We start from the raw sequence: 19084 nt of genomic DNA on the forward strand, positions 1-19084 counted from the left end.
TTTTTGTGCTCGACGTATTATAAATAGGTATAAAGTCGGTGGTGGCAGCGTACTGGACGGTTCTAAATTAATCGCTGCTGGTATCGCGAATCCAACTGTTGATCCATGGGAAATTGTAAGAAGCGGTGGAAGAGCAGCACAAACAGCACTCCCTATTGGAGCAGTGTTGACTCTGCCGGCAACAGGATCGGAGTCAAATGGTAACGCGGTCATTAGCCGTCGCGCTACAGGAGCCAGAAAACTATGAGGTAAGAGCAAATATTATTTGGTCGGCGACAATGGCTCTGAACGCCTTGATTGGCGCCGGTGTACCTCAGGAATGGGTGACACACATGATTAGCCATGAAATCACAGCAGAACATGGTTTAGATCATGCCCAAACACTTGCCATCGTTCTACCAAGCCTAATGACCCACCAAAAAGAGTCAAAACGAGAGAAGCTACTGCAATACGCAGAAAGAGTATGGTATGACAGCACTGGGAGAACATCAAAAGATCGATCTACAAGCAAGTCGAGAGATACTAGAAGCGGCGCGCTAGAAACAAAAAACCCGGCACAAGCCGGGTTTTTTATGGATCAACACAGTGCTTAGTCTTCAGAAGACTCAGCAACTGGACGATCAACTAGTTCTACGTAAGCCATTGGAGCCGAATCACCAGCACGGAAACCGCACTTAAGGATACGAACATAGCCGCCTGGGCGAGTAGCGTAACGCTGACCCAGTTCGTTGAATAGTTTACCTACTGCTGCATCGCTACGTGTACGGGCAAAAGCCAGACGACGGTTAGCAACAGAGTCGTTTTTCGCCAATGTGATTAGTGGCTCAACAACAGAACGAAGTTCTTTAGCTTTTGGCAGAGTTGTTTTGATCAATTCGTGCTCGATCAAAGAAACTGCCATGTTCTTGAACATCGCTTTGCGGTGTGAGCTGGTACGGTTCAAATGACGACCAGATTTACGATGACGCATCTTATCTATCCTTTAAAACTTAGCTAAGTCGACTTAAGAAGCCACTTTGTCGTCGCCTTTAAGAGAAGCTGGTGGCCAGTTCTCAAGACGCATACCTAGTGACAGACCTTTAGACGCAAGAACGTCTTTGATCTCTGTAAGTGACTTTTTACCCAAGTTCGGAGTTTTTAGCAGTTCAACTTCGGTGCGCTGAATTAGGTCACCGATGTAGTAGATCTGCTCAGCCTTCAAACAGTTCGCGGAACGCACAGTTAGCTCAAGATCATCAACAGGACGAAGAAGTACTGGATCGATCTCTGGCTCTGCTGGCTCAGACTTCGCTTGTTCGCTTGCATCTTCAAGGTCAACAAATACTGCTAGCTGTTGCTGCAGAATCGTTGCCGCACGACGGATGCACTCTTCTGGATCGATTGTGCCGTTAGACTCAATATCGATAACCAGTTTGTCTAGGTCTGTACGCTGTTCAACACGCGCAGCTTCAACTGCGTAAGAAACACGTAGTACTGGGCTGTAGCTAGCGTCTAGCTGCAGACGGCCAATAGCACGTGTCTCATCGTCTTCGCTAGTACGAGCATCAGCAGGTACGTAGCCGCGACCGCGGGAAACAGTTAGGCGCATGTTCAGACTGCCAGCGCTAGTTAGCGTAGCAATCACGTGTTCCGGATTAGCGATTTCAACGTCTTGGTTTAGCTGGATATCTGCAGCTGTAACTGCACCAGGACCCGACTTGTTGATTGTCAGCACCGCTTCGTCGCCGTTGTGCATGATGATCGCAACACCTTTAAGGTTCAGGAGGATCTCAATGACATCTTCCTGAACACCTTCGATGCTGCTGTACTCATGCAGAACACCGTCGATTTCTACTTCTGTAATTGCACAACCTGGCATAGAAGATAGAAGGATACGGCGCAGCGCATTACCCAAGGTGTGACCGAAGCCACGCTCTAGAGGTTCCAATGTAACCTTAGCGCGAGTCTTGCTAATCTCCTGTACGTCGATGTGACGTGGGCTTAGAAACTCATTTACTGAACTCTGCATAGTTCCACCGTTTAATTAAAAATTACTTAGAGTAAAGTTCGACGATCAACTGTTCGTTGATCTCAGCTGGTAGTTCTGCGCGTTCTGGCATGGCTTTAAAAGTGCCTTCCATTTTTGCAGAGTCAACTTCAACCCACTCTACCGGTGCACGCTGTGCAGCCAGTTCCAACGCCGCTTTAATACGTAGTTGGTTTTTAGCTTTTTCACGTACTGCAACCACATCGCCCGCTGCTACTTGATAAGAAGCAACGTTTACTACTTCACCGTTAACAGTGATTGAGCGGTGAGAAACGATCTGACGTGCTTCAGCACGTGTAGAGCCGTAACCCATGCGGAATACAACGTTATCCAAACGGCTTTCAAGAAGTTGCAGAAGGTTTTCACCTGTTGCGCCTTTACGACGTGCTGCTTCTTTGTAGTAGCCGCGGAATTGCTTTTCTAGTACGCCGTAGATACGACGAACTTTCTGTTTTTCACGAAGCTGTAGACCGTAGTCTGACAAACGACCGCGACGAGCGCCGTGTACGCCAGGTACAGTTTCAGCCTTGCACTTGCTGTCTAGTGCGCGAACACCGCTCTTAAGAAAGAGATCAGTGCCTTCGCGGCGAGACAACTTGCACTTAGGTCCAATATAACGAGCCATAATTACTTACCGTCTCCAGATTAAACGCGACGTTTCTTCGGAGGGCGACAACCATTGTGTGGAATAGGTGTCACATCCGTGATGTTTGCGATTTTGTAGCCACAAGCGTTCAGTGCGCGCACTGCAGACTCACGACCTGGTCCAGGACCCTTCACAAACACGTCTAGGTTTTTCAAGCCGTACTCTAGTGCAGCTTGACCAGCACGTTCAGCAGCAACCTGTGCAGCGAACGGCGTGCTCTTACGAGAACCACGGAAGCCAGAGCCTCCAGAAGTTGCCCAAGAAAGAGCATTACCTTGACGATCGGTAATAGTAATAATGGTGTTGTTAAAAGAAGCGTGGATGTGCGCAAGGCCATCCGCAACTTGCTTTTTAACTTTTTTACGTGTGCGATTACTCGGCTTAGCCATAGTTAGTAATTCCTATCGCTTACTTACGGATCGGTTTACGTGGGCCCTTACGGGTACGTGCGTTAGTTTTAGAACGCTGTCCGCGCACCGGTAGATTACGACGGTGACGGATACCACGGAAACAACCAAGGTCCATAAGACGCTTAATATTCATGTTGACTTCACGACGAAGGTCGCCTTCAACAGTCAACTTAGTAACTTCACCACGAACATTGTCGAGTAGCTCTTCAGAAAGATCGCCAACTTTAGTCGTTGGATCGATACCTACTGTGTCACAAATCTGCTGTGCAGTTGTGCGGCCGACTCCATAAATGTAAGTCAGTGAAATTACCGCGTGCTTGTTGTCAGGAATATTGACGCCAGCTATACGGGCCATTCAATGTACTCCATTAGTTAATTATTCGCTTCCAGCAAGAACTGGGTACGAAATTACATTCAGTTCGTGGAAGGCGCGCAATTATACGGGTTGATTATTATTAAATCAACCCATGCACCCTTCCGCCTCGTTTACAGCTTAGGATTAACCCTGACGCTGCTTGTGACGAGGTTCAACCTTACAGATCACGCGAACGGAACCGTTACGACGTACGATCTTACAGTTACGGCAAATTTTCTTAACAGATGCGCGTACTTTCATAATTCACCTCAATGGTTTAACGCAGTAGACCTGCGCCACCCTTTAGATTCGACTTCTTCATCAATGATTCATACTGGTGTGACATTAGGTGCGATTGCACTTGTGCCATGAAGTCCATTACCACCACTACAACGATCAGTAACGAAGTACCACCGAAGTAGAAAGGTACGTTCCATGCAACTACCATCGCCTGTGGCATCAGAGATACCGCAGTGATGTAAAGAGCACCAAACAGAGTAAGGCGGCTCAATACTGAGTCGATGTAACGAGCAGACTGTTCACCTGGACGAATACCTGGGATGAAAGCACCCGATTTCTTCAGGTTATCTGCCACTTCACGAGGATTAAACATAATCGCCGTGTAGAAGTAACAGAAAAATATAATTGCTGCCGAGAACAACAGAATGTACAACGGCTGGCCTGGGCCTAGAGCCAATGCAACATCCTGAAGCCAATCCATACCCTCACTCTGACCAAACCATTGGCCTAGAGATGCAGGGAATAGCAGAATAGAGCTTGCGAAGATCGGTGGGATAACACCCGCCATGTTGACCTTCAAAGGCAAGTGACTGGTTTGGCCCGCATAAACGCGGTTACCCTGCTGGCGTTTTGCGTAGTTAATGGTGATACGACGTTGTGCGCGTTCCATGAACACGACAAAACCAACCGTCGCTACCGCTAACACTGCAATTGCTAGCAGCGCCAGGATGTTAAGATCACCCTGACGAGCCGATTCAAAGGACTGACCGATCGCACCAGGAAGACCCGCTACGATACCAGCAAAGATCAGAATCGAGATACCGTTACCGATACCACGTTCAGTGATCTGCTCACCAAGCCACATTAGGAATACTGCACCAGCGACCAGTGTAATAACAGCTACAAAGTAGAAGTTAAACGCTGTGCTGAATGCCACACCCTGATTAGCTAGACCAACGGTCATACCCAAGCCCTGAACAGTTGCTAGTGCAACCGTACCGTAACGTGTGTATTGGTTGATCTTACGGCGACCAGCTTCACCCTCTTTCTTCAACTGTTCAAGCTGAGGGCTAACCGCTGTCATCAACTGCATGATAATCGATGCAGAGATGTACGGCATGATACCTAGAGCCAAGATCGACATGCGCTCGAGTGCACCACCCGAGAACATATTGAATAGGCTTAGGATCGTACCCTGGTTCTGATCAAACAGAGCAGCAAGACGATCTGGGTTAATACCCGGAACCGGAATATGCGCGCCAATACGATACACAATGATCGCAATCGCAACGTAACGTAGACGAGCCCAAAGCTCACCTAGTCCGCTTGCATTTCCTGCTGGTACTTGTCCTTTAGTTGCCATTACGCTTCTACCTTACCACCGGCAGCTTCGATTGCAGCTAGAGCGCCTTTAGTCACTTTAAGACCTTTAACGGTAACTGCTTTAGTAATTTCACCAGACAGAATTACACGTGCAGAGGTGATCTCTTCACGGATAATGTCAGCCTGTTTAAGCGCTGCGAGGTCAACTACGTCAACACCGCAAGCAGCCAATTCGTTTAGACGAATTTCAGCTACGTAACGCGCTTGGCGAGATGTGAAACCAAATTTTGGCAGACGACGCTGCAAAGGCATTTGACCGCCTTCAAAACCTGGCTTAACACTACCGCCTGAGCGAGATTTAAGACCCTTGTGACCACGACCACCAGTCTTACCTAGGCCGGAGCCGATACCACGTCCAACACGCTTAGGAGCGTGCTTAGAACCGGCACCCGGGCGAAGAGTATTCAAACGCATTTGGGTGACTCCTCTATTAGTCTTCTACACGAAGCATGTAGTTGACTTTGTTAATCATGCCACGAACTGCAGGAGTGTCTTCCAACTCAACAGTGTGGTTCATGCGACGTAGACCAAGACCTGTTAGGGTAGCTTTATGCTTCGGAATGATACCGATTGGGCTGCGTACCAAAGTGATTTTAACTGTATTAGCCATCGATTAGTTCCCCAGGATCTCTTCGACTGACTTACCGCGCTTAGCTGCAACATCTTCAGGAGACGCCATAGACGCAAGACCTTTAACAGTCGCGCGAACAACGTTCACTGGGTTAGTTGAGCCGTAGCACTTAGCCAATACGTTTTCTACACCAGCCAGTTCAAGAACTGCACGCATCGCGCCACCGGCGATAACACCAGTACCTTCAGATGCAGGCTGCATGTAGACCATTGAAGCACCGTGACGTGCTTTGATTGGGTACTGCAACGTGTGACCGTTTAGAGAAACGCTCACCATGTTACGACGTGCTTGTTCCATTGCCTTTTGAATTGCAACAGGTACTTCGCGCGCTTTACCGCGACCAAAACCAACACGGCCATTGCCGTCACCAACTACAGTAAGAGCTGTAAAGCCGAAGATACGACCACCCTTAACTACTTTGGCTACACGGTTTACCTGAACAAGCTTCTCTTGCAGTTCACCGTCTTTCTGTTCGTGATTTGCCATAATAGAAACCTTTAGAATTCCAAACCGCCTTCACGTGCAGCGTCTGCTAGAGCAGCTACACGACCGTGGTATTTAAAACCAGAGCGGTCAAACGCTACCTGGCTAACACCTGCTTCTTTTGCACGGCTAGCGATCAGAGTACCGACCTTTTTAGCCGCTTCGATGTTACCAGTTGCGCTTTCACGCATATCTTTTTCAACTGTAGAAGCTGCAGCAAGAACTGTAGCGCCATCTGCAGTTACGATTTGCGCGTAGATATGGCGCGGTGTGCGGTTAACACACAGACGTGCAGTACCGATCTCACGCATTTTAGCGCGTGAACGACGAGCACGACGTAAACGAGATTCTTTTTTAACGTTCATAACCCTGCCTTACTTCTTCTTAGCTTCTTTACGGCGAACAAATTCGTCGCTGTAACGAACACCTTTACCTTTGTATGGCTCAGGTGGGCGGAAACCACGAACTTCAGCAGCAACCTGGCCTACAACTTGTTTGTCGGCACCAGAGATGACAACAGTCGTTTGGTTAGGTACTTCTGCCTTGATACCTTCAGGCAGTGCGTACTCTACTGGGTGTGAGAAACCCAGAGTCAGGTTTAGAGTGCTTCCAGAAACCGCAGCACGGTAACCAACACCGATCAGTGTTAGCTCTTTTTTGAAGCCTTCGCTAACACCAGTAACCATGTTGTTAACGATAGAACGAGTTGTGCCAGCCAGTGCAACAGATTGTTTAGCACCGTCACGAGTACCGAAGTTCAATGCACCTTCAGCCTGTTCAACAGTAACTGATGGGTGTACTTCGTGTGATAGCTGACCATTTTTGCCTTTAGCGCTGATCGTCTGGCCAGAGATTGAGATCTCTACACCAGCAGGCACAGCAACAGGCGCTTTAGCGATACGTGACATCGTAAATCCCCTTAGAATACTGTGCAGATCACTTCACCGCCGATACCAGCAGCGCGCGCAGCGCGATCGGTCATTACACCTTTGCTAGTAGAAACGATTGCGCAACCTAGGCCATCTGATACTTTTGGAAGATCAGATGCAGATTTGTAGATACGTAGAGATGGCTTAGATACTCGCTTGATCTCTTCGATAACTGGCTTGCCTTCGAAGTATTTCAGTTCGATAGACAGCACAGGCTTAACGTCACCTTCAACTGAGTAACCGTTGATGTAACCTTCTTCTTGAAGAACCGCTGCGATAGCAACTTTCTGCTTTGAAGATGGCATAGCAACAGCAACTTTCTCAGCCATGTGACCGTTGCGGATGCGTGTGAACATATCCGCGAGCGTGTCTTGCATGCTCATGCTTTTACTTCCTCTCTTGTGCAGCGTAGTGCGGTAGCCCCGTCATCACTGACGTGGCCCTGACCACTACGCTTACCGTTAACTAACCGGTGGATTACCAGCTAGCTTTCTTAAGGCCTGGTACGTCGCCGCGCATTGCAGCTTCGCGTAGCTGGTTACGGCAAAGACCGAACTTGCGGTAAACCGCATGTGGACGACCTGTTACCTGACAGCGACGCTGTTTACGTACTGGGCTAGCGTCACGTGGCAGTTTCTGCAACGCAACTTGTGCTTCCCACACTTCATCTTCAGAAGAAGCTGGTGAAGCGATGATAGCTTTCAGAGAAGCGCGTTTCTCAGCGAACTTAGCCGCTAGTTTTTCGCGCTTAACTTCACGCTCCCACATAGATACCTTAGCCATATCTTATCCCTTCCTTATTTCTTGAACGGGAACTGCAGTGCAGTCAAAAGAGCACGACCTTCGTCGTTTGTCTTCGCAGTTGTCGTGATAGTGATATCAAGACCACGGATCGCGTCTACTTTGTCGTAGTCGATCTCTGGGAAGATGATCTGCTCTTTAACACCCATGCTGTAGTTACCACGGCCGTCAAATGACTTAGGGTTAAGACCACGGAAGTCACGGATACGAGGAACCGCAACGTCAACTAGACGGTCTAGGAATTCCCACATACGCTCGCCGCGTAGAGTAACCTTACAACCGATTGGCCAACCTTCACGAACTTTAAAGCCCGCTACAGATTTACGAGCCAACGTAACAACAGGCTTCTGACCAGCGATTGCAGTCATATCATTTACTGCATTCTCTAGAAGCTTCTTGTCTGCCAGTGCTTCACCAACACCCATGTTAAGTGTGATTTTAGTAACACGTGGAACAGCCATTACGTTTGGCGAATTCAATTCTTCTTTAAGACTCTGTTTGATCTGAGTCTCGTAAAGCGCTTTCAATCTAGACATCTGTTCTACTCCTCTTACTCAACGATTTCGCCAGTTGATTTGTAGAAGCGAACTTTAGTGCCGTCTTCAAGAGTCTTGAAGCCTACACGATCGCCTTTACCAGTCGCAGCGTTAAAGATAGCAACGTTAGAAGTCGCGATAGCCGCTTCCTTCTCAATGATGCCACCTGGTTGCTGAAGCATAGGGTTTGGCTTCTGGTGTTTTTTCACCATGTTGATGCCAGACACGATCAAACGATCGTATTCAAGTACGCGAGAAACTTTGCCACGCTTACCTTTGTCTTTACCTGCGATAACGATGACTTCGTCGTCACGTTTAATCTTGCGCATTTTAATTTACCTTCGTTTCCTACTACCTTCCTCATGCTGAAAAACGCCAAACTCGTTAGAGCTTGACGTTTTCCTTAAAAACTTCGAATTTTTCGAGGTTTTATAGCACTTCAGGCGCCAGGGAAATGATCTTCATGAACTTCTCAGAGCGAAGCTCACGCGTTACTGGGCCGAAGATACGAGTTCCGATTGGAGCGTCGTTCGCGTTCAAAAGAACCGCTGAGTTAACATCAAAACGGATCAATGAACCATCGGGACGACGAACACCTTTACGGGTACGTACTACGACAGCTTTAAGTACTTGGCCTTTTTTAACTTTGCCACGAGGAATCGCTTCTTTAACCGATACCTTGATAACATCGCCAACGTTAGCGTAACGACGGTGTGAACCGCCTAGTACTTTAATACACTGCACTCGCTTAGCGCCGCTGTTATCAGCGACATCAAGCATCGTTTCAGTTTGAATCATGGTTTACTCCACAATCTCTAGTGCCTCATTCGACCCTCAATCGACCGTCGAATAAGGCGGCTAGTGAAGCAAAGGTGCAATAGTTTACACCTTTGCTCCACGTTCTTCAATGCGTACCAATGACCAAGACTTAGTCTTAGACAGAGGGCGACTTTCCGCGATTGTCACTAGGTCACCCGCTTGGCATTCATTCTTCTCATCGTGTGCGTGCAACTTAGTTGAACGCTTCATGAATTTACCGTAGATCGGGTGCTTTTCCTTGCGCTCAACCAACACAGTGATGGTCTTATCCATCTTGTCACTGATAACTTTACCAGTAACGGTACGAGTACGTTTTTCAGCGCTCATTTAGTCACCTGCTTTTTGGTTAAGTACTGTCTTAACGCGAGCGATGTCGCGACGAACCTGACCCAACATGTGAGTCTGTGCCAACTGGCCAGTAGCCTTTTGCATACGCAAGTTAAACTGATCCTTTAGGAGAGTCAGCAATGTTTGCTGAAGCTCTTCTACGGATTGATCACGTAGTTCAGTAGCTTTCATTACATCACCGTCCGTTTAACTACAGTTGTTGAAAGCGGAAGCTTAGCTGCCGCTAGTTCAAAGGCTTCTTTCGCGAGTTGTTCAGGTACGCCTGCCATTTCAAACAGCACTTTACCTGGTTGGATCTGAGCGACCCAGTACTCAACGTTACCCTTACCTTTACCCATACGTACTTCTAGTGGCTTACCTGTGATCGGCTTGTCTGGGAAGACACGGATCCAGATTTTACCACCACGTTTCACGTGACGAGTCATGGTACGACGAGCCGCTTCGATCTGACGCGCTGTGATGCGACCACGTTCGGTCGATTTCAGTGCGAATTCACCAAAGCTAACGCTGCTGCCGCGTTGAGCCAAACCGCGGTTGCGGCCTTTCATTACCTTACGGAATTTTAAACGCTTAGGTTGCAACATGTTCCGCTACCTCACTTCGCTTTCTTCGCAGGTGCATTTTTCTCAGCGCGTACCTGTTCGATACCACCAAGAACTTCACCTTTGAAGATCCAAGTTTTGATGCCGATCACACCATAAGTAGTGTGGGCTTCGTATGTAGCGTAGTCGATATCTGCACGTAGAGTGTGTAGAGGTACACGACCTTCACGGTACCACTCAGTACGTGCGATCTCAGCACCACCTAGACGGCCTGCAAGAGAGATCTTGATACCTTTTGCACCAGCACGCATGGTGTTCTGTACGGCGCGCTTCATAGCACGACGGAACATAACACGACGCTCTAGCTGACCTGCAATGTTCTGCGCAACTAGCTTCGCATCCATATCTGGCTTGCGAATCTCTTCGATGTTGATGTGAACTGGCACACCCATCATCTTAGAAACAGTTGAACGTAGAACTTCTACGTCTTCACCTTTTTTACCAATCACGATGCCTGGACGCGCCGTGTGGATGGTGATTTTCGCATTCTGTGCAGGACGCTCGATTTCGATACGGCTTACAGATGCTTTTTCTAGCTGCTTCTCAAGGTACTTACGTACTTCAAGGTCATTCAACAGCTTCTTCGCGTAATCGGCTTTGTCCGCATACCACACAGAAGTATGGTCTTTTACGACACCAAGTCGAATACCGGTTGGGTTAACTTTTTGACCCATGATTAAATCTCCTAGTACTCAGCTCTTAGTCTGCGACCTTAACAGTGATATGACACGAGCGTTTCAAAATACGATCAGCTCGTCCCTTAGCACGCGGACGGATACGTTTCATGGTCATGCCTTCATCAACGAAGATAGTCGCAACGCGAAGTTCGTCAATGTCAGCACCTTCATTGTGCTCTGCGTTAGCAATAGCAGACTCAAGCACTTTCTTAACCAGGTGTGCACCTTTCTTGGTGCTGAACGCCAAAATATTCAGAGCTTCGCCAACAGATTTGCCGCGGATCTGGTCAGCAACCAGACGAGCTTTCTGAGCGGAGATGCGGGCGCCGTTATGCTTTGCAATAGCTTCCATCATCAACTCCTATTACTTCTTAGCCTTCTTGTCTGCAACGTGGCCTTTAAAGGCACGAGTCACTGCAAACTCACCCAGCTTATGACCGACCATATCTTCAGTAATGAATACTGGGACATGCTGACGGCCGTTATGTACCGCAATCGTCAAACCGACAAAGTTCGGAAAGATTGTAGAACGGCGAGACCAAGTTTTAATTGGCTTACGATCGCTGTTCTCGATTGCAGCTTCTACCTTTTTCAACAAGTGAAGGTCGATAAATGGACCTTTCTTAAGTGAACGTGGCACAGCTGATTCCTCTTACTTAGCCTGACGACGACGTACGATAAGCTTATCAGTACGCTTGTTCTTACGGGTCTTGTGGCCCTTAGTCGGAACACCCCATGGAGTCACTGGGTGACGACCACCTGATGTACGACCTTCACCACCACCGTGTGGGTGATCGACTGGGTTCATCGCCACACCGCGGACGGTAGGACGAACACCACGCCAGCGCGTAGCACCAGCTTTACCCAAGCGACGTAGGCTATGTTCACCATTACCTACTTCACCAAGAGTCGCACGACACTCAGACAACACTTTGCGCATTTCGCCAGAACGTAGACGTAGAGTCGCGTACTGACCTTCACGAGCAACTAGCTGAGCTGATGTACCCGCAGAGCGAGCCATCTGTGCACCCTTACCAGGCTTCAATTCAACACAGTGAACAGTCGAACCTACAGGTACGTTGCGCAAAGGCATACAGTTACCTGGTTTAAAGTCAGCCTGTTCGCCAGACATCAGAGCAGCACCTGCTTCAACGCCCTTAGGAGCGATGATGTAGCGACGCTCACCATCTGCGTACTTCAACAGAGCGATGTTCGCAGAACGGTTTGGATCATATTCCAGACGCTCAACGACAGCAGGAATGCCATCTTTGTTGCGACGGAAGTCGATTACACGGTAAGCCTGCTTGTGACCACCACCAATGTGACGCGTAGTGATGCGACCATTGTGGTTACGACCACCAGACTTAGATTTCTTTTCAACCAACGCTGCAAAAGGCTTACCTTTGTGAAGGTTTTGGCCTTTAACAGAAACGACGTGACGACGTCCTGCAGAGGTTGGCTTAGCTTTAACAGTTGCCATTTCTTAACCCCTCCTTATTCGCCAGCAGCCAGAAAATCGATTTCTGAACCGTCAGCTAGACGAACGTATGCTTTGCGAACATCGTTGCGCTTACCCATGCCACGCATAGTACGCTTCGTTTTACCTTTCGCATTAAGCACGTTCACGTTTGCAACAGTCACGTTGAACAGCTGTTCAACAGCAGCCTTGATTTCAGGCTTAGTTGCATCGTTAGCGACACGGAATACTACTTGTTGAGTATCTTCCGCTACGATCGTTGCTTTCTCAGAGATGTGTGGTCCGAGTAGCACTTTGTAGATGCGTTCCGGGTTCATGCAAACACCTCCTCGATCTTCTTAAGAGCTGGGACAGTCACAACGACTTTATCGAAACCGATTAGGCTCACTGGATCGATACCTGCCGCATCACGTACGTCAACGTGTGGTACGTTACGAGCAGCAAGGAATAGGTTTAGATCAACCTCTTCAGTGATAACCAAAGCGTTGCTTAGGTCAAACTCTTTCATTTTTGCTAAGAACTGCTTAGTTTTTGGAGCTTCGACAGCGAAGTCTTCAACAACAACTAGACGCTCTTGGCGCACCAACTCAGACAAGATAGAACGCATCGCAGCGCGGTACATCTTCTTGTTAACTTTCTGAGAGTGGTCACGTGGAGTAGCAGCGAATGTTACGCCACCAGTACGCCAGATAGGAGAACGAGTAGTACCCTGACGAGCACGACCTGTACCTTTTTGACGGAATGGCTTAGCACCACCACCAGCTACAGCTGAACGGTTTTTCTGAGCTTTAGTACCCTGACGCGCACCTGCCATGTAAGCAGTGACAACCTGGTGTACTAGAGCTTCATTAAACTCTTTGCCAAACGCAGTATCGGCTACTTCAACCGAACCCTTGGCACCAGTTAGATTCAAATTCATGACAATCTCCCTTAGCCGCGCGCTTTAACAGCTGGTTTAACGATGACGTCACCACCAGGAGCACCAGGTACGGCACCCTTGATTAGCAGCAGGCCGCGCTCAGCATCTACGCGTACAACCTCAAGGCTCTGTACGGTAGAACGCTCTGCACCCATGTGCCCAGCCATCTTTTTACCTTTAAAAACGCGACCCGGAGTTTGGCACTGACCAATTGAACCCGGAGCACGGTGAGAAAGTGAGTTACCGTGAGTCATATCCTGAGTACGGAAGTTGTGACGCTTAACGCCACCCTGGAAGCCCTTACCCTTAGATTGACCAGTTACATCTACTTTTTCGCCTGCTTGGAAGCGCTCAACAGTAAGTGCATCACCTACGTTGATTTCCTCATCACCCTTCGCGCGAAACTCCCACAAACCTGCACCTGCTTCAACGCCTGCCTTAGCAAAATGACCAGCTTCTGGTTTAGAAAGGCGGTTAGCCTTCTTAGTACCAGTAGTCACTTGTACAGCAGCGTAACCGTCAGTTTCGACAGTTTTAACGCAAGTCACTCGGTTCGGTTCCACCTCGATGACGGTGACTGGCACGGACACGCCGTCTTCAGTGAAGACACGGGTCATGCCCGCTTTACGTCCGATAAGTCCTAATGACATTTTATATACCTCTTGCCAGTTGTGTACGGGGCTGTTACCCACTACGGCTACCCTTTTCAGGGGTATTCCACAAATAGCGCTTCATTAATAAAAAATTAATAAATCTGCGCGTGCTATTAGCCTAGGCTGATCTGCACTTCTACACCCGCTGCGAGGTCTAGCTTCATTAGAGCATCAACTGTTTTTTCAGTTGGCTCAACGATATCTAGAACACGCTTGTGCGTACGAATTTCGTACTGATCACGCGCGTCTTTGTTGACGTGCGGAGAGACCAATACGGTGTAACGCTCTTTGCGAGTAGGAAGTGGGATCGGACCACGGACCTGAGCACCAGTACGCTTTGCAGTTTCAACGATCTCCTGAGCCGAAGTATCGATCAGACGATGGTCAAAAGCCTTCAAGCGGATTCTGATTTTTTGGTTCTGCATTTTGATCACGCATTTCCTAAAATATTAAATAAACGGCAATAGCCGACCTCCCCTCAAATGAAGGGACGCAAATTCTACTTGAGTTTTGGGCCACAGGTCAACTAAAGATTTGCCAAATGATTGGTGCGTAATTAGACAGCGGATGACAGGCTGAAAGCCAGTCACCGGAGCACCTAACCACCTACGCAGTATCGGTGACCGGCCTTCAGCCTGTCACCCGCCTTACTAGCGCGCACCTTTCTCAGTTACGGTGACTGGCTTCAGCCTGTCACCCGCTTTACCAGCAACCACCCAACCCCAAACCGTGGACACAAAAAAACCCGCTCGAGAGCGGGTTTCTTTTAGAAGATTATCAGCAATTAAGCGATGATCTTAGATACAACACCTGCACCTACAGTACGGCCACCTTCGCGAACTGCGAAACGTAGACCTTCGTCCATAGCGATTGGGTTGATTAGTGTAACGTTCATCTTAACGTTATCACCAGGCATTACCATTTCAACACCTTCTGGAAGCTCTACAGCACCAGTGATGTCAGTTGTACGGAAGTAGAACTGTGGACGGTAGCCTTTGAAGAATGGAGTGTGACGACCGCCTTCATCTTTGTTTAGTACGTATACTTCACCTTCGAACTGAGTGTGAGGAGTTGTAGTACCAGGAGCACATAGAACCTGACCACGTTCAACTTCGTCACGCTTAGTACCACGAAGAAGGATACCACAGTTCTCGCCTGCACGACCTTCGTCAAGAAGCTTACGGAACATCTCAACACCAGTACAAGTAGTCTTAGAAGACTCACGGATACCAACGATATCGATCTCTTCACCAACTTTAATGACACCACGCTCGATACGACCAGTTACTACAGTACCACGACCAGAGATCGAGAATACGTCCTCGATTGGCATTAGGAATGGCATGTCTACTAGACGCTGTGGTTCTGGGATGTAAGAGTCTAGCGCTTCAACTAGTTTCTTAACAGCAGTAGTACCTAGTTCGTTGTCGTCCTGACCGTTAAGAGCCATTAGAGCAGAACCAGCGATGATTGGAGTATCTTCGCCTGGGAAGTCGTAAGTGTCTAGAAGTTCAACGATTTCCATCTGAACTAGCTCTAGCATCTCTTCGTATTCTTCAGTACCAACGCCGCCACAGTCTTCAGCAAGAAGGTCAGCTTTGTTTAGGAATACTACGATGTAAGGTACGCCAACCTGGCGAGAAAGAAGGATGTGCTCACGAGTCTGTGGCATTGGACCATCAGTCGCACCACAAACTAGGATAGCGCCGTCCATCTGTGCAGCACCAGTGATCATGTTCTTAACGTAGTCGGCGTGCCCTGGGCAGTCAACGTGCGCGTAGTGACGGATGTTTGAATCGTACTCAACGTGAGAAGTGTTGATCGTGATACCACGCTCACGCTCTTCAGGAGCTTTATCGATACCGTCGAATGCGACAGCTTCACCACCGAAAACTTCTGCACATACACGAGTAAGTGCTGCAGTTAGAGTTGTTTTACCGTGGTCAACGTGGCCGATAGTACCAACGTTAACGTGGGGCTTGGAACGTTCAAATGCTTGCTTAGCCACGAGCTTAATTCCTGTGTTAGGTTTAAAAAAATAAGAAGACTGCCAATTCGAGTTAGCAATCCTACTGGGCGCGAAATTTTAACGTCATTGCCTATATAGTCAAGCAATGTGATCAATTTTCTTTAAAAAAGATCTCTCCAACCGGTTTAAGGCAAATAATAAGCCTGTTCGTTTTTACTTATACATATATATGTCACATCTTTTTGGTTACATTTCGATCAGCTATTCCATCGAGGCTTATACAAGCGTATAATCTCGCGACTTTTTAAAACGTCCATGAATTCGAGTGAGAACATGACTGATCTAAACAAATACCGAAATATAGGCATCTTCGCCCACGTTGATGCGGGTAAAACCACAACTACTGAGCGTATCCTGAAACTAACAGGTAAGATCCACAAAACTGGTGAAGTACACGAAGGTGCTGCTACTACCGACTTCATGGAACAGGAGCAGGAGCGTGGTATTACTATCCAGTCTGCAGCAACGACCTGTTTCTGGAAGGACCACCGTTTCAACATCATCGATACTCCTGGGCACGTTGACTTCACTGTAGAAGTTTACCGTTCTCTTAAAGTACTTGATGGTGGTGTTGGTGTATTCTGTGGTTCAGGCGGTGTAGAACCTCAGTCTGAAACTAACTGGCGCTACGCGAACGAGTCAGAAGTTGCACGTGTTATCTTCGTCAACAAACTTGACCGTATGGGTGCTGACTTCTACCGCGTTGTAGACCAGATCAAAAACGTACTAGGTGCTAACCCACTTGTATGTACTCTTCCTATCGGTACTGAAGATCAGTTCGTGGGTGTTGTAGACGTTCTGACTAAGAAAGCTTACGTATGGGATGATTCTGGCCAGCCAGAAAACTACGAAATCCAAGACGTTCCTGCTGACATGGTTGACGACGTGGAGATGTACCACGAGCAACTAATCGAAACAGCGGTTGAACAAGACGACGATCTAATGATGGCTTACATGGAAGGCGAAATGCCATCTATCGAAGACATCAAGCGCTGTATCCGTAAAGGTACTATCGCTCTAGATTTCTTCCCAACATTCTGTGGTTCTGCATTCAAGAACAAGGGTGTTCAGCTAGTACTAGACGCAGTGGTTGACTACCTACCAAGCCCAACTGAAGTTGATCCACAGGATCTAACAGACGAAGAAGGTAACGCAACTGGCGAGAAAGCGATCGTATCACCAGACGAGCCTCTACGTGCGCTAGCATTCAAGATCATGGATGACCGCTTCGGTGCTCTAACCTTCGTACGTATCTACTCTGGCGTACTGAACAAAGGTGACACAATCCTTAACTCTGCAACAGGTAAGACTGAGCGTATCGGCCGTATGGTTGAGATGCACGCAGACGAGCGTAACGAACTATCTTCTGCAACGGCGGGTGACATCATCGCGATCGTTGGTATGAAGAACGTACAGACTGGTCACACACTATGTGATCAGAAGCACCCATGTACTCTTGAAGCGATGGTATTCCCAGAGCCAGTTATCTCGATCGCTGTTGCACCGAAAGACAAAGGTGGTTCTGAGAAGATGGGTATCGCAATCGGTAAGATGGTTGCAGAAGATCCATCATTCCGCGTTGAAACTGACGAAGATTCAGGCGAAACCATCCTTAAAGGTATGGGTGAGCTTCACCTAGACGTTAAAGTCGACATCCTTAAGCGTACTTACGGCGTTGAACTTAACGTTGGTAAGCCACAGGTTGCTTACCGTGAGTCAATCACTATCCCTGTTGAAGACAGCTACACGCACAAGAAACAGTCGGGTGGTTCTGGTCAGTTCGGTAAGATCGATTACCGCATGAAGCCAGGTGAGCCAGGTTCTGGTTTCACATTCAGCTCTTCAGTTGTTGGTGGTAACGTTCCTAAGGAATTCTGGCCAGCTGTTGAGAAAGGCTTCGCGTCTATGATGCAAGAAGGTACGGTTGCAGGCTTCCCAGTTGTGGACGTTGAAATCGAACTGTTCGACGGTGGCTTCCACGCAGTCGACTCTTCTGCTATCGCATTCGAAATCGCAGCGAAAGGCGGCTTCCGTCAATCTATGCCAAAAGCGGGCCCACAGCTTCTTGAGCCTGTGATGAAAGTTGACGTCTTCACTCCTGAAGATCACGTTGGTGATGTTATCGGTGACCTTAACCGTCGTCGCGGCATGATCAAAGACCAGGAAGCTGGCGTAACTGGCGTTCGCATCAAAGCAGACGTACCTCTATCTGAGATGTTCGGCTACATCGGTCACCTACGTACTATGACATCGGGTCGTGGTCAGTTCTCTATGGAGTTCAGCCACTACTCACAGTGTCCAGCTAACGTAGCAGAGACTGTTATCGCTGAAGCGAAAGAGCGTAAAGCGAACAAGTAATTCGCCCAACGCAAAAAACCCCGCCATCGCAAGATGCCGGGGTTTTTTAATGCCCACTTTTCAATTAATCGCGGCCTTTTTAAGACCACTCCAACAAGCGCTGAGTGTTGGAGCTTTATCGCAGATGAAGCGATAAGCTAATTGCATCACCATCACCAAGTGGTACACTATATGGTACACGAATGGAGGGTGTTATGATTACTCTAAACGCAACCGAAGCACGCAAATCTTTCTTCGACATCATTAAACGAACCAATCAACAGCATGAAATCGTTGAGGTTCAACATAAAAACGGCAAGTCCGTAATCATGTCGTCTGAAGAGTATGAAAGCCTACAAGAAACCCTCCACCTCCTATCGCAAGAGGGTTTTGCCAAGGCGTTTAAAGAGGCTGTTGAAGAGGCCAACAGCGGCAAGACGGACAGCTTTGATAATGTTTTCGGTGAGTCATTGTGACCGACAGACGTTACGACATAGAACTAACCAAACAAGCCCAAAAAGACATTAAGAAACTATCACCGAAGCTGAAAGAGAAACTCAAAGATATACTAAGGAACAAGATTGCAGTGGATCCGTTATCAGGAAAAGCACTGCTAGGCGACTTAGCCGGTTTTTACTCTGTAAGACTCACCTTTCAGGACAGAATCGTCTATCGAATTGAAGATGATCGCTGTGTGGTGATTATTATTCGGGCTAAGACACACTATGGTGATTAGATCGCGGCCTTTTTAAGACCGCTCCAACTGGCGCTGAGTGTTGGAGC

General features: G+C 48.1%; 34 protein-coding genes. 5 read left to right on the forward strand and 29 right to left on the reverse strand.

Annotated elements, in window-relative coordinates; all coding sequences use genetic code 11:
• Window positions 1-19 precede the first annotated feature (19 nt).
• Together XMD579_RS11330 and XMD579_RS02190 are read left to right on the forward strand one after the other, a co-directional pair.
• Window positions 20-247 carry an iron-containing alcohol dehydrogenase gene (locus XMD579_RS11330; protein ID WP_371731426.1) on the forward strand — a complete coding sequence of 76 codons (228 nt, stop codon included), beginning with the start codon at window positions 20-22 and terminating at the stop codon, window positions 245-247.
• Window positions 198-593, forward strand: a complete 396-nt coding sequence (locus XMD579_RS02190) for an iron-containing alcohol dehydrogenase (RefSeq protein ID WP_254443729.1) — start codon at window positions 198-200, stop codon at window positions 591-593. Before XMD579_RS11330 ends, XMD579_RS02190 begins: the two co-directional genes overlap by 50 nt.
• Here XMD579_RS02190 and rplQ read toward each other — a convergent pair.
• The 29 genes from rplQ to tuf all read right to left on the reverse strand — a co-directional run bounded on the left by rplQ (window position 590) and on the right by tuf (window position 15943).
• Complete coding sequence (gene rplQ / locus XMD579_RS02195; protein WP_173480333.1) at window positions 590-970, reverse strand: 50S ribosomal protein L17; 381 nt, start codon at window positions 968-970, stop codon at window positions 590-592. The two genes, XMD579_RS02190 and rplQ, sit on opposite strands and share 4 nt — an antisense overlap.
• A gap of 33 nt (window positions 971-1003) precedes the next feature.
• Window positions 1004-2008 carry a DNA-directed RNA polymerase subunit alpha gene (gene rpoA / locus XMD579_RS02200; protein WP_173480332.1) on the reverse strand — a complete coding sequence of 335 codons (1005 nt, stop codon included), beginning with the start codon at window positions 2006-2008 and terminating at the stop codon, window positions 1004-1006.
• Between the two features lie 22 nt (window positions 2009-2030).
• Window positions 2031-2651 carry a 30S ribosomal protein S4 gene (rpsD, locus tag XMD579_RS02205; RefSeq protein WP_173480331.1) on the reverse strand — a complete coding sequence of 207 codons (621 nt, stop codon included), beginning with the start codon at window positions 2649-2651 and terminating at the stop codon, window positions 2031-2033.
• Between the two features lie 20 nt (window positions 2652-2671).
• Window positions 2672-3061 (reverse strand): 30S ribosomal protein S11, encoded by a 390-nt coding sequence (gene rpsK / locus XMD579_RS02210; protein WP_173480330.1) that lies wholly within the window; start codon window positions 3059-3061, stop codon window positions 2672-2674.
• Window positions 3062-3080: 19 nt separating this feature from the next.
• Entirely contained in the window at window positions 3081-3437 is a 357-nt protein-coding gene (gene rpsM / locus XMD579_RS02215) for a 30S ribosomal protein S13 (protein ID WP_173480329.1), read from the reverse strand.
• A gap of 144 nt (window positions 3438-3581) precedes the next feature.
• Window positions 3582-3698, reverse strand: a complete 117-nt coding sequence (gene rpmJ / locus XMD579_RS02220; RefSeq protein WP_007021200.1) for a 50S ribosomal protein L36 — start codon at window positions 3696-3698, stop codon at window positions 3582-3584.
• Between the two features lie 16 nt (window positions 3699-3714).
• A complete protein-coding gene (gene secY, locus XMD579_RS02225) occupies window positions 3715-5040 on the reverse strand; it encodes a preprotein translocase subunit SecY (protein WP_173480328.1) in 1326 nt (441 codons plus the stop codon).
• On the reverse strand, window positions 5040-5474 hold the full coding sequence (gene rplO, locus XMD579_RS02230; RefSeq protein WP_173480327.1) for a 50S ribosomal protein L15: 435 nt from the start codon (window positions 5472-5474) through the stop codon (window positions 5040-5042). Before rplO ends, secY begins: the two co-directional genes overlap by 1 nt.
• Window positions 5475-5490: 16 nt before the next feature.
• The gene (rpmD, locus tag XMD579_RS02235) at window positions 5491-5670 is read right to left on the reverse strand and encodes a 50S ribosomal protein L30 (RefSeq protein ID WP_173480326.1); all 180 of its coding nucleotides are present in this window, start codon (window positions 5668-5670) and stop codon (window positions 5491-5493) included.
• A gap of 3 nt (window positions 5671-5673) precedes the next feature.
• Window positions 5674-6177, reverse strand: a complete 504-nt coding sequence (rpsE, locus tag XMD579_RS02240) for a 30S ribosomal protein S5 (protein ID WP_173480325.1) — start codon at window positions 6175-6177, stop codon at window positions 5674-5676.
• A gap of 11 nt (window positions 6178-6188) precedes the next feature.
• The gene (gene rplR, locus XMD579_RS02245; protein WP_173480324.1) at window positions 6189-6539 is read right to left on the reverse strand and encodes a 50S ribosomal protein L18; all 351 of its coding nucleotides are present in this window, start codon (window positions 6537-6539) and stop codon (window positions 6189-6191) included.
• Window positions 6540-6548: 9 nt separating this feature from the next.
• Window positions 6549-7082 (reverse strand): 50S ribosomal protein L6, encoded by a 534-nt coding sequence (gene rplF, locus XMD579_RS02250; protein ID WP_173480323.1) that lies wholly within the window; start codon window positions 7080-7082, stop codon window positions 6549-6551.
• A gap of 11 nt (window positions 7083-7093) precedes the next feature.
• Window positions 7094-7486 carry a 30S ribosomal protein S8 gene (gene rpsH / locus XMD579_RS02255; protein WP_173480322.1) on the reverse strand — a complete coding sequence of 131 codons (393 nt, stop codon included), beginning with the start codon at window positions 7484-7486 and terminating at the stop codon, window positions 7094-7096.
• A 94-nt stretch (window positions 7487-7580) separates the two neighbouring features.
• Entirely contained in the window at window positions 7581-7886 is a 306-nt protein-coding gene (rpsN, locus tag XMD579_RS02260) for a 30S ribosomal protein S14 (protein ID WP_173480321.1), read from the reverse strand.
• A gap of 14 nt (window positions 7887-7900) precedes the next feature.
• On the reverse strand, window positions 7901-8440 hold the full coding sequence (gene rplE, locus XMD579_RS02265; RefSeq protein ID WP_173488491.1) for a 50S ribosomal protein L5: 540 nt from the start codon (window positions 8438-8440) through the stop codon (window positions 7901-7903).
• A 14-nt stretch (window positions 8441-8454) separates the two neighbouring features.
• Window positions 8455-8769, reverse strand: a complete 315-nt coding sequence (gene rplX, locus XMD579_RS02270) for a 50S ribosomal protein L24 (protein ID WP_173505745.1) — start codon at window positions 8767-8769, stop codon at window positions 8455-8457.
• 100 nt (window positions 8770-8869) lie between these two features.
• Window positions 8870-9238: a 50S ribosomal protein L14 gene (gene rplN / locus XMD579_RS02275; RefSeq protein ID WP_173480318.1), complete on the reverse strand. Its 369-nt coding sequence runs from the start codon at window positions 9236-9238 to the stop codon at window positions 8870-8872.
• An 84-nt stretch (window positions 9239-9322) separates the two neighbouring features.
• On the reverse strand, window positions 9323-9586 hold the full coding sequence (gene rpsQ, locus XMD579_RS02280; protein ID WP_173480317.1) for a 30S ribosomal protein S17: 264 nt from the start codon (window positions 9584-9586) through the stop codon (window positions 9323-9325).
• Window positions 9587-9778, reverse strand: a complete 192-nt coding sequence (gene rpmC / locus XMD579_RS02285; protein WP_173480316.1) for a 50S ribosomal protein L29 — start codon at window positions 9776-9778, stop codon at window positions 9587-9589. It abuts the gene before it with no gap.
• Window positions 9778-10191, reverse strand: a complete 414-nt coding sequence (gene rplP / locus XMD579_RS02290) for a 50S ribosomal protein L16 (protein WP_173480315.1) — start codon at window positions 10189-10191, stop codon at window positions 9778-9780. Before rplP ends, rpmC begins: the two co-directional genes overlap by 1 nt.
• 11 nt (window positions 10192-10202) lie before the next feature.
• On the reverse strand, window positions 10203-10883 hold the full coding sequence (gene rpsC, locus XMD579_RS02295; RefSeq protein ID WP_173480314.1) for a 30S ribosomal protein S3: 681 nt from the start codon (window positions 10881-10883) through the stop codon (window positions 10203-10205).
• 25 nt (window positions 10884-10908) lie between these two features.
• A complete protein-coding gene (rplV, locus tag XMD579_RS02300; RefSeq protein WP_173480313.1) occupies window positions 10909-11238 on the reverse strand; it encodes a 50S ribosomal protein L22 in 330 nt (109 codons plus the stop codon).
• 12 nt (window positions 11239-11250) lie between these two features.
• Window positions 11251-11526, reverse strand: a complete 276-nt coding sequence (rpsS, locus tag XMD579_RS02305) for a 30S ribosomal protein S19 (RefSeq protein ID WP_173480312.1) — start codon at window positions 11524-11526, stop codon at window positions 11251-11253.
• Between the two features lie 12 nt (window positions 11527-11538).
• On the reverse strand, window positions 11539-12366 hold the full coding sequence (gene rplB, locus XMD579_RS02310) for a 50S ribosomal protein L2 (protein ID WP_173480311.1): 828 nt from the start codon (window positions 12364-12366) through the stop codon (window positions 11539-11541).
• Between the two features lie 14 nt (window positions 12367-12380).
• Window positions 12381-12680, reverse strand: a complete 300-nt coding sequence (gene rplW, locus XMD579_RS02315) for a 50S ribosomal protein L23 (RefSeq protein ID WP_173480310.1) — start codon at window positions 12678-12680, stop codon at window positions 12381-12383.
• Window positions 12677-13282, reverse strand: a complete 606-nt coding sequence (gene rplD, locus XMD579_RS02320; RefSeq protein WP_173480309.1) for a 50S ribosomal protein L4 — start codon at window positions 13280-13282, stop codon at window positions 12677-12679. The genes rplW and rplD overlap by 4 nt, the downstream gene beginning before the upstream one ends.
• Window positions 13283-13293: 11 nt before the next feature.
• Window positions 13294-13932: a 50S ribosomal protein L3 gene (rplC, locus tag XMD579_RS02325; RefSeq protein ID WP_173480308.1), complete on the reverse strand. Its 639-nt coding sequence runs from the start codon at window positions 13930-13932 to the stop codon at window positions 13294-13296.
• Between the two features lie 116 nt (window positions 13933-14048).
• A complete protein-coding gene (rpsJ, locus tag XMD579_RS02330) occupies window positions 14049-14360 on the reverse strand; it encodes a 30S ribosomal protein S10 (RefSeq protein WP_173480307.1) in 312 nt (103 codons plus the stop codon).
• Between the two features lie 359 nt (window positions 14361-14719).
• Complete coding sequence (gene tuf / locus XMD579_RS02335; protein ID WP_173480306.1) at window positions 14720-15943, reverse strand: elongation factor Tu; 1224 nt, start codon at window positions 15941-15943, stop codon at window positions 14720-14722.
• Window positions 15944-16237: 294 nt separating this feature from the next.
• Here tuf and fusA point away from each other — a divergent pair, with 294 nt between their 5' ends.
• The 3 genes from fusA (at window position 16238) to XMD579_RS02350 (ending at window position 19037) form a co-directional block, all read left to right on the forward strand.
• Window positions 16238-18322: an elongation factor G gene (gene fusA, locus XMD579_RS02340; protein ID WP_173480305.1), complete on the forward strand. Its 2085-nt coding sequence runs from the start codon at window positions 16238-16240 to the stop codon at window positions 18320-18322.
• 194 nt (window positions 18323-18516) lie between these two features.
• On the forward strand, window positions 18517-18777 hold the full coding sequence (locus XMD579_RS02345; RefSeq protein ID WP_173480304.1) for a type II toxin-antitoxin system Phd/YefM family antitoxin: 261 nt from the start codon (window positions 18517-18519) through the stop codon (window positions 18775-18777).
• A complete protein-coding gene (locus XMD579_RS02350) occupies window positions 18774-19037 on the forward strand; it encodes a type II toxin-antitoxin system RelE/ParE family toxin (protein ID WP_173482924.1) in 264 nt (87 codons plus the stop codon). Before XMD579_RS02345 ends, XMD579_RS02350 begins: the two co-directional genes overlap by 4 nt.
• The last annotated feature ends 47 nt before the right edge of the window (window positions 19038-19084 follow it).

Source organism: Marinobacterium sp. xm-d-579 (assembly GCF_013282935.1).
In the GTDB taxonomy this organism is placed as follows: Bacteria; Pseudomonadota; Gammaproteobacteria; order Pseudomonadales; family Balneatricaceae; genus Marinobacterium_E.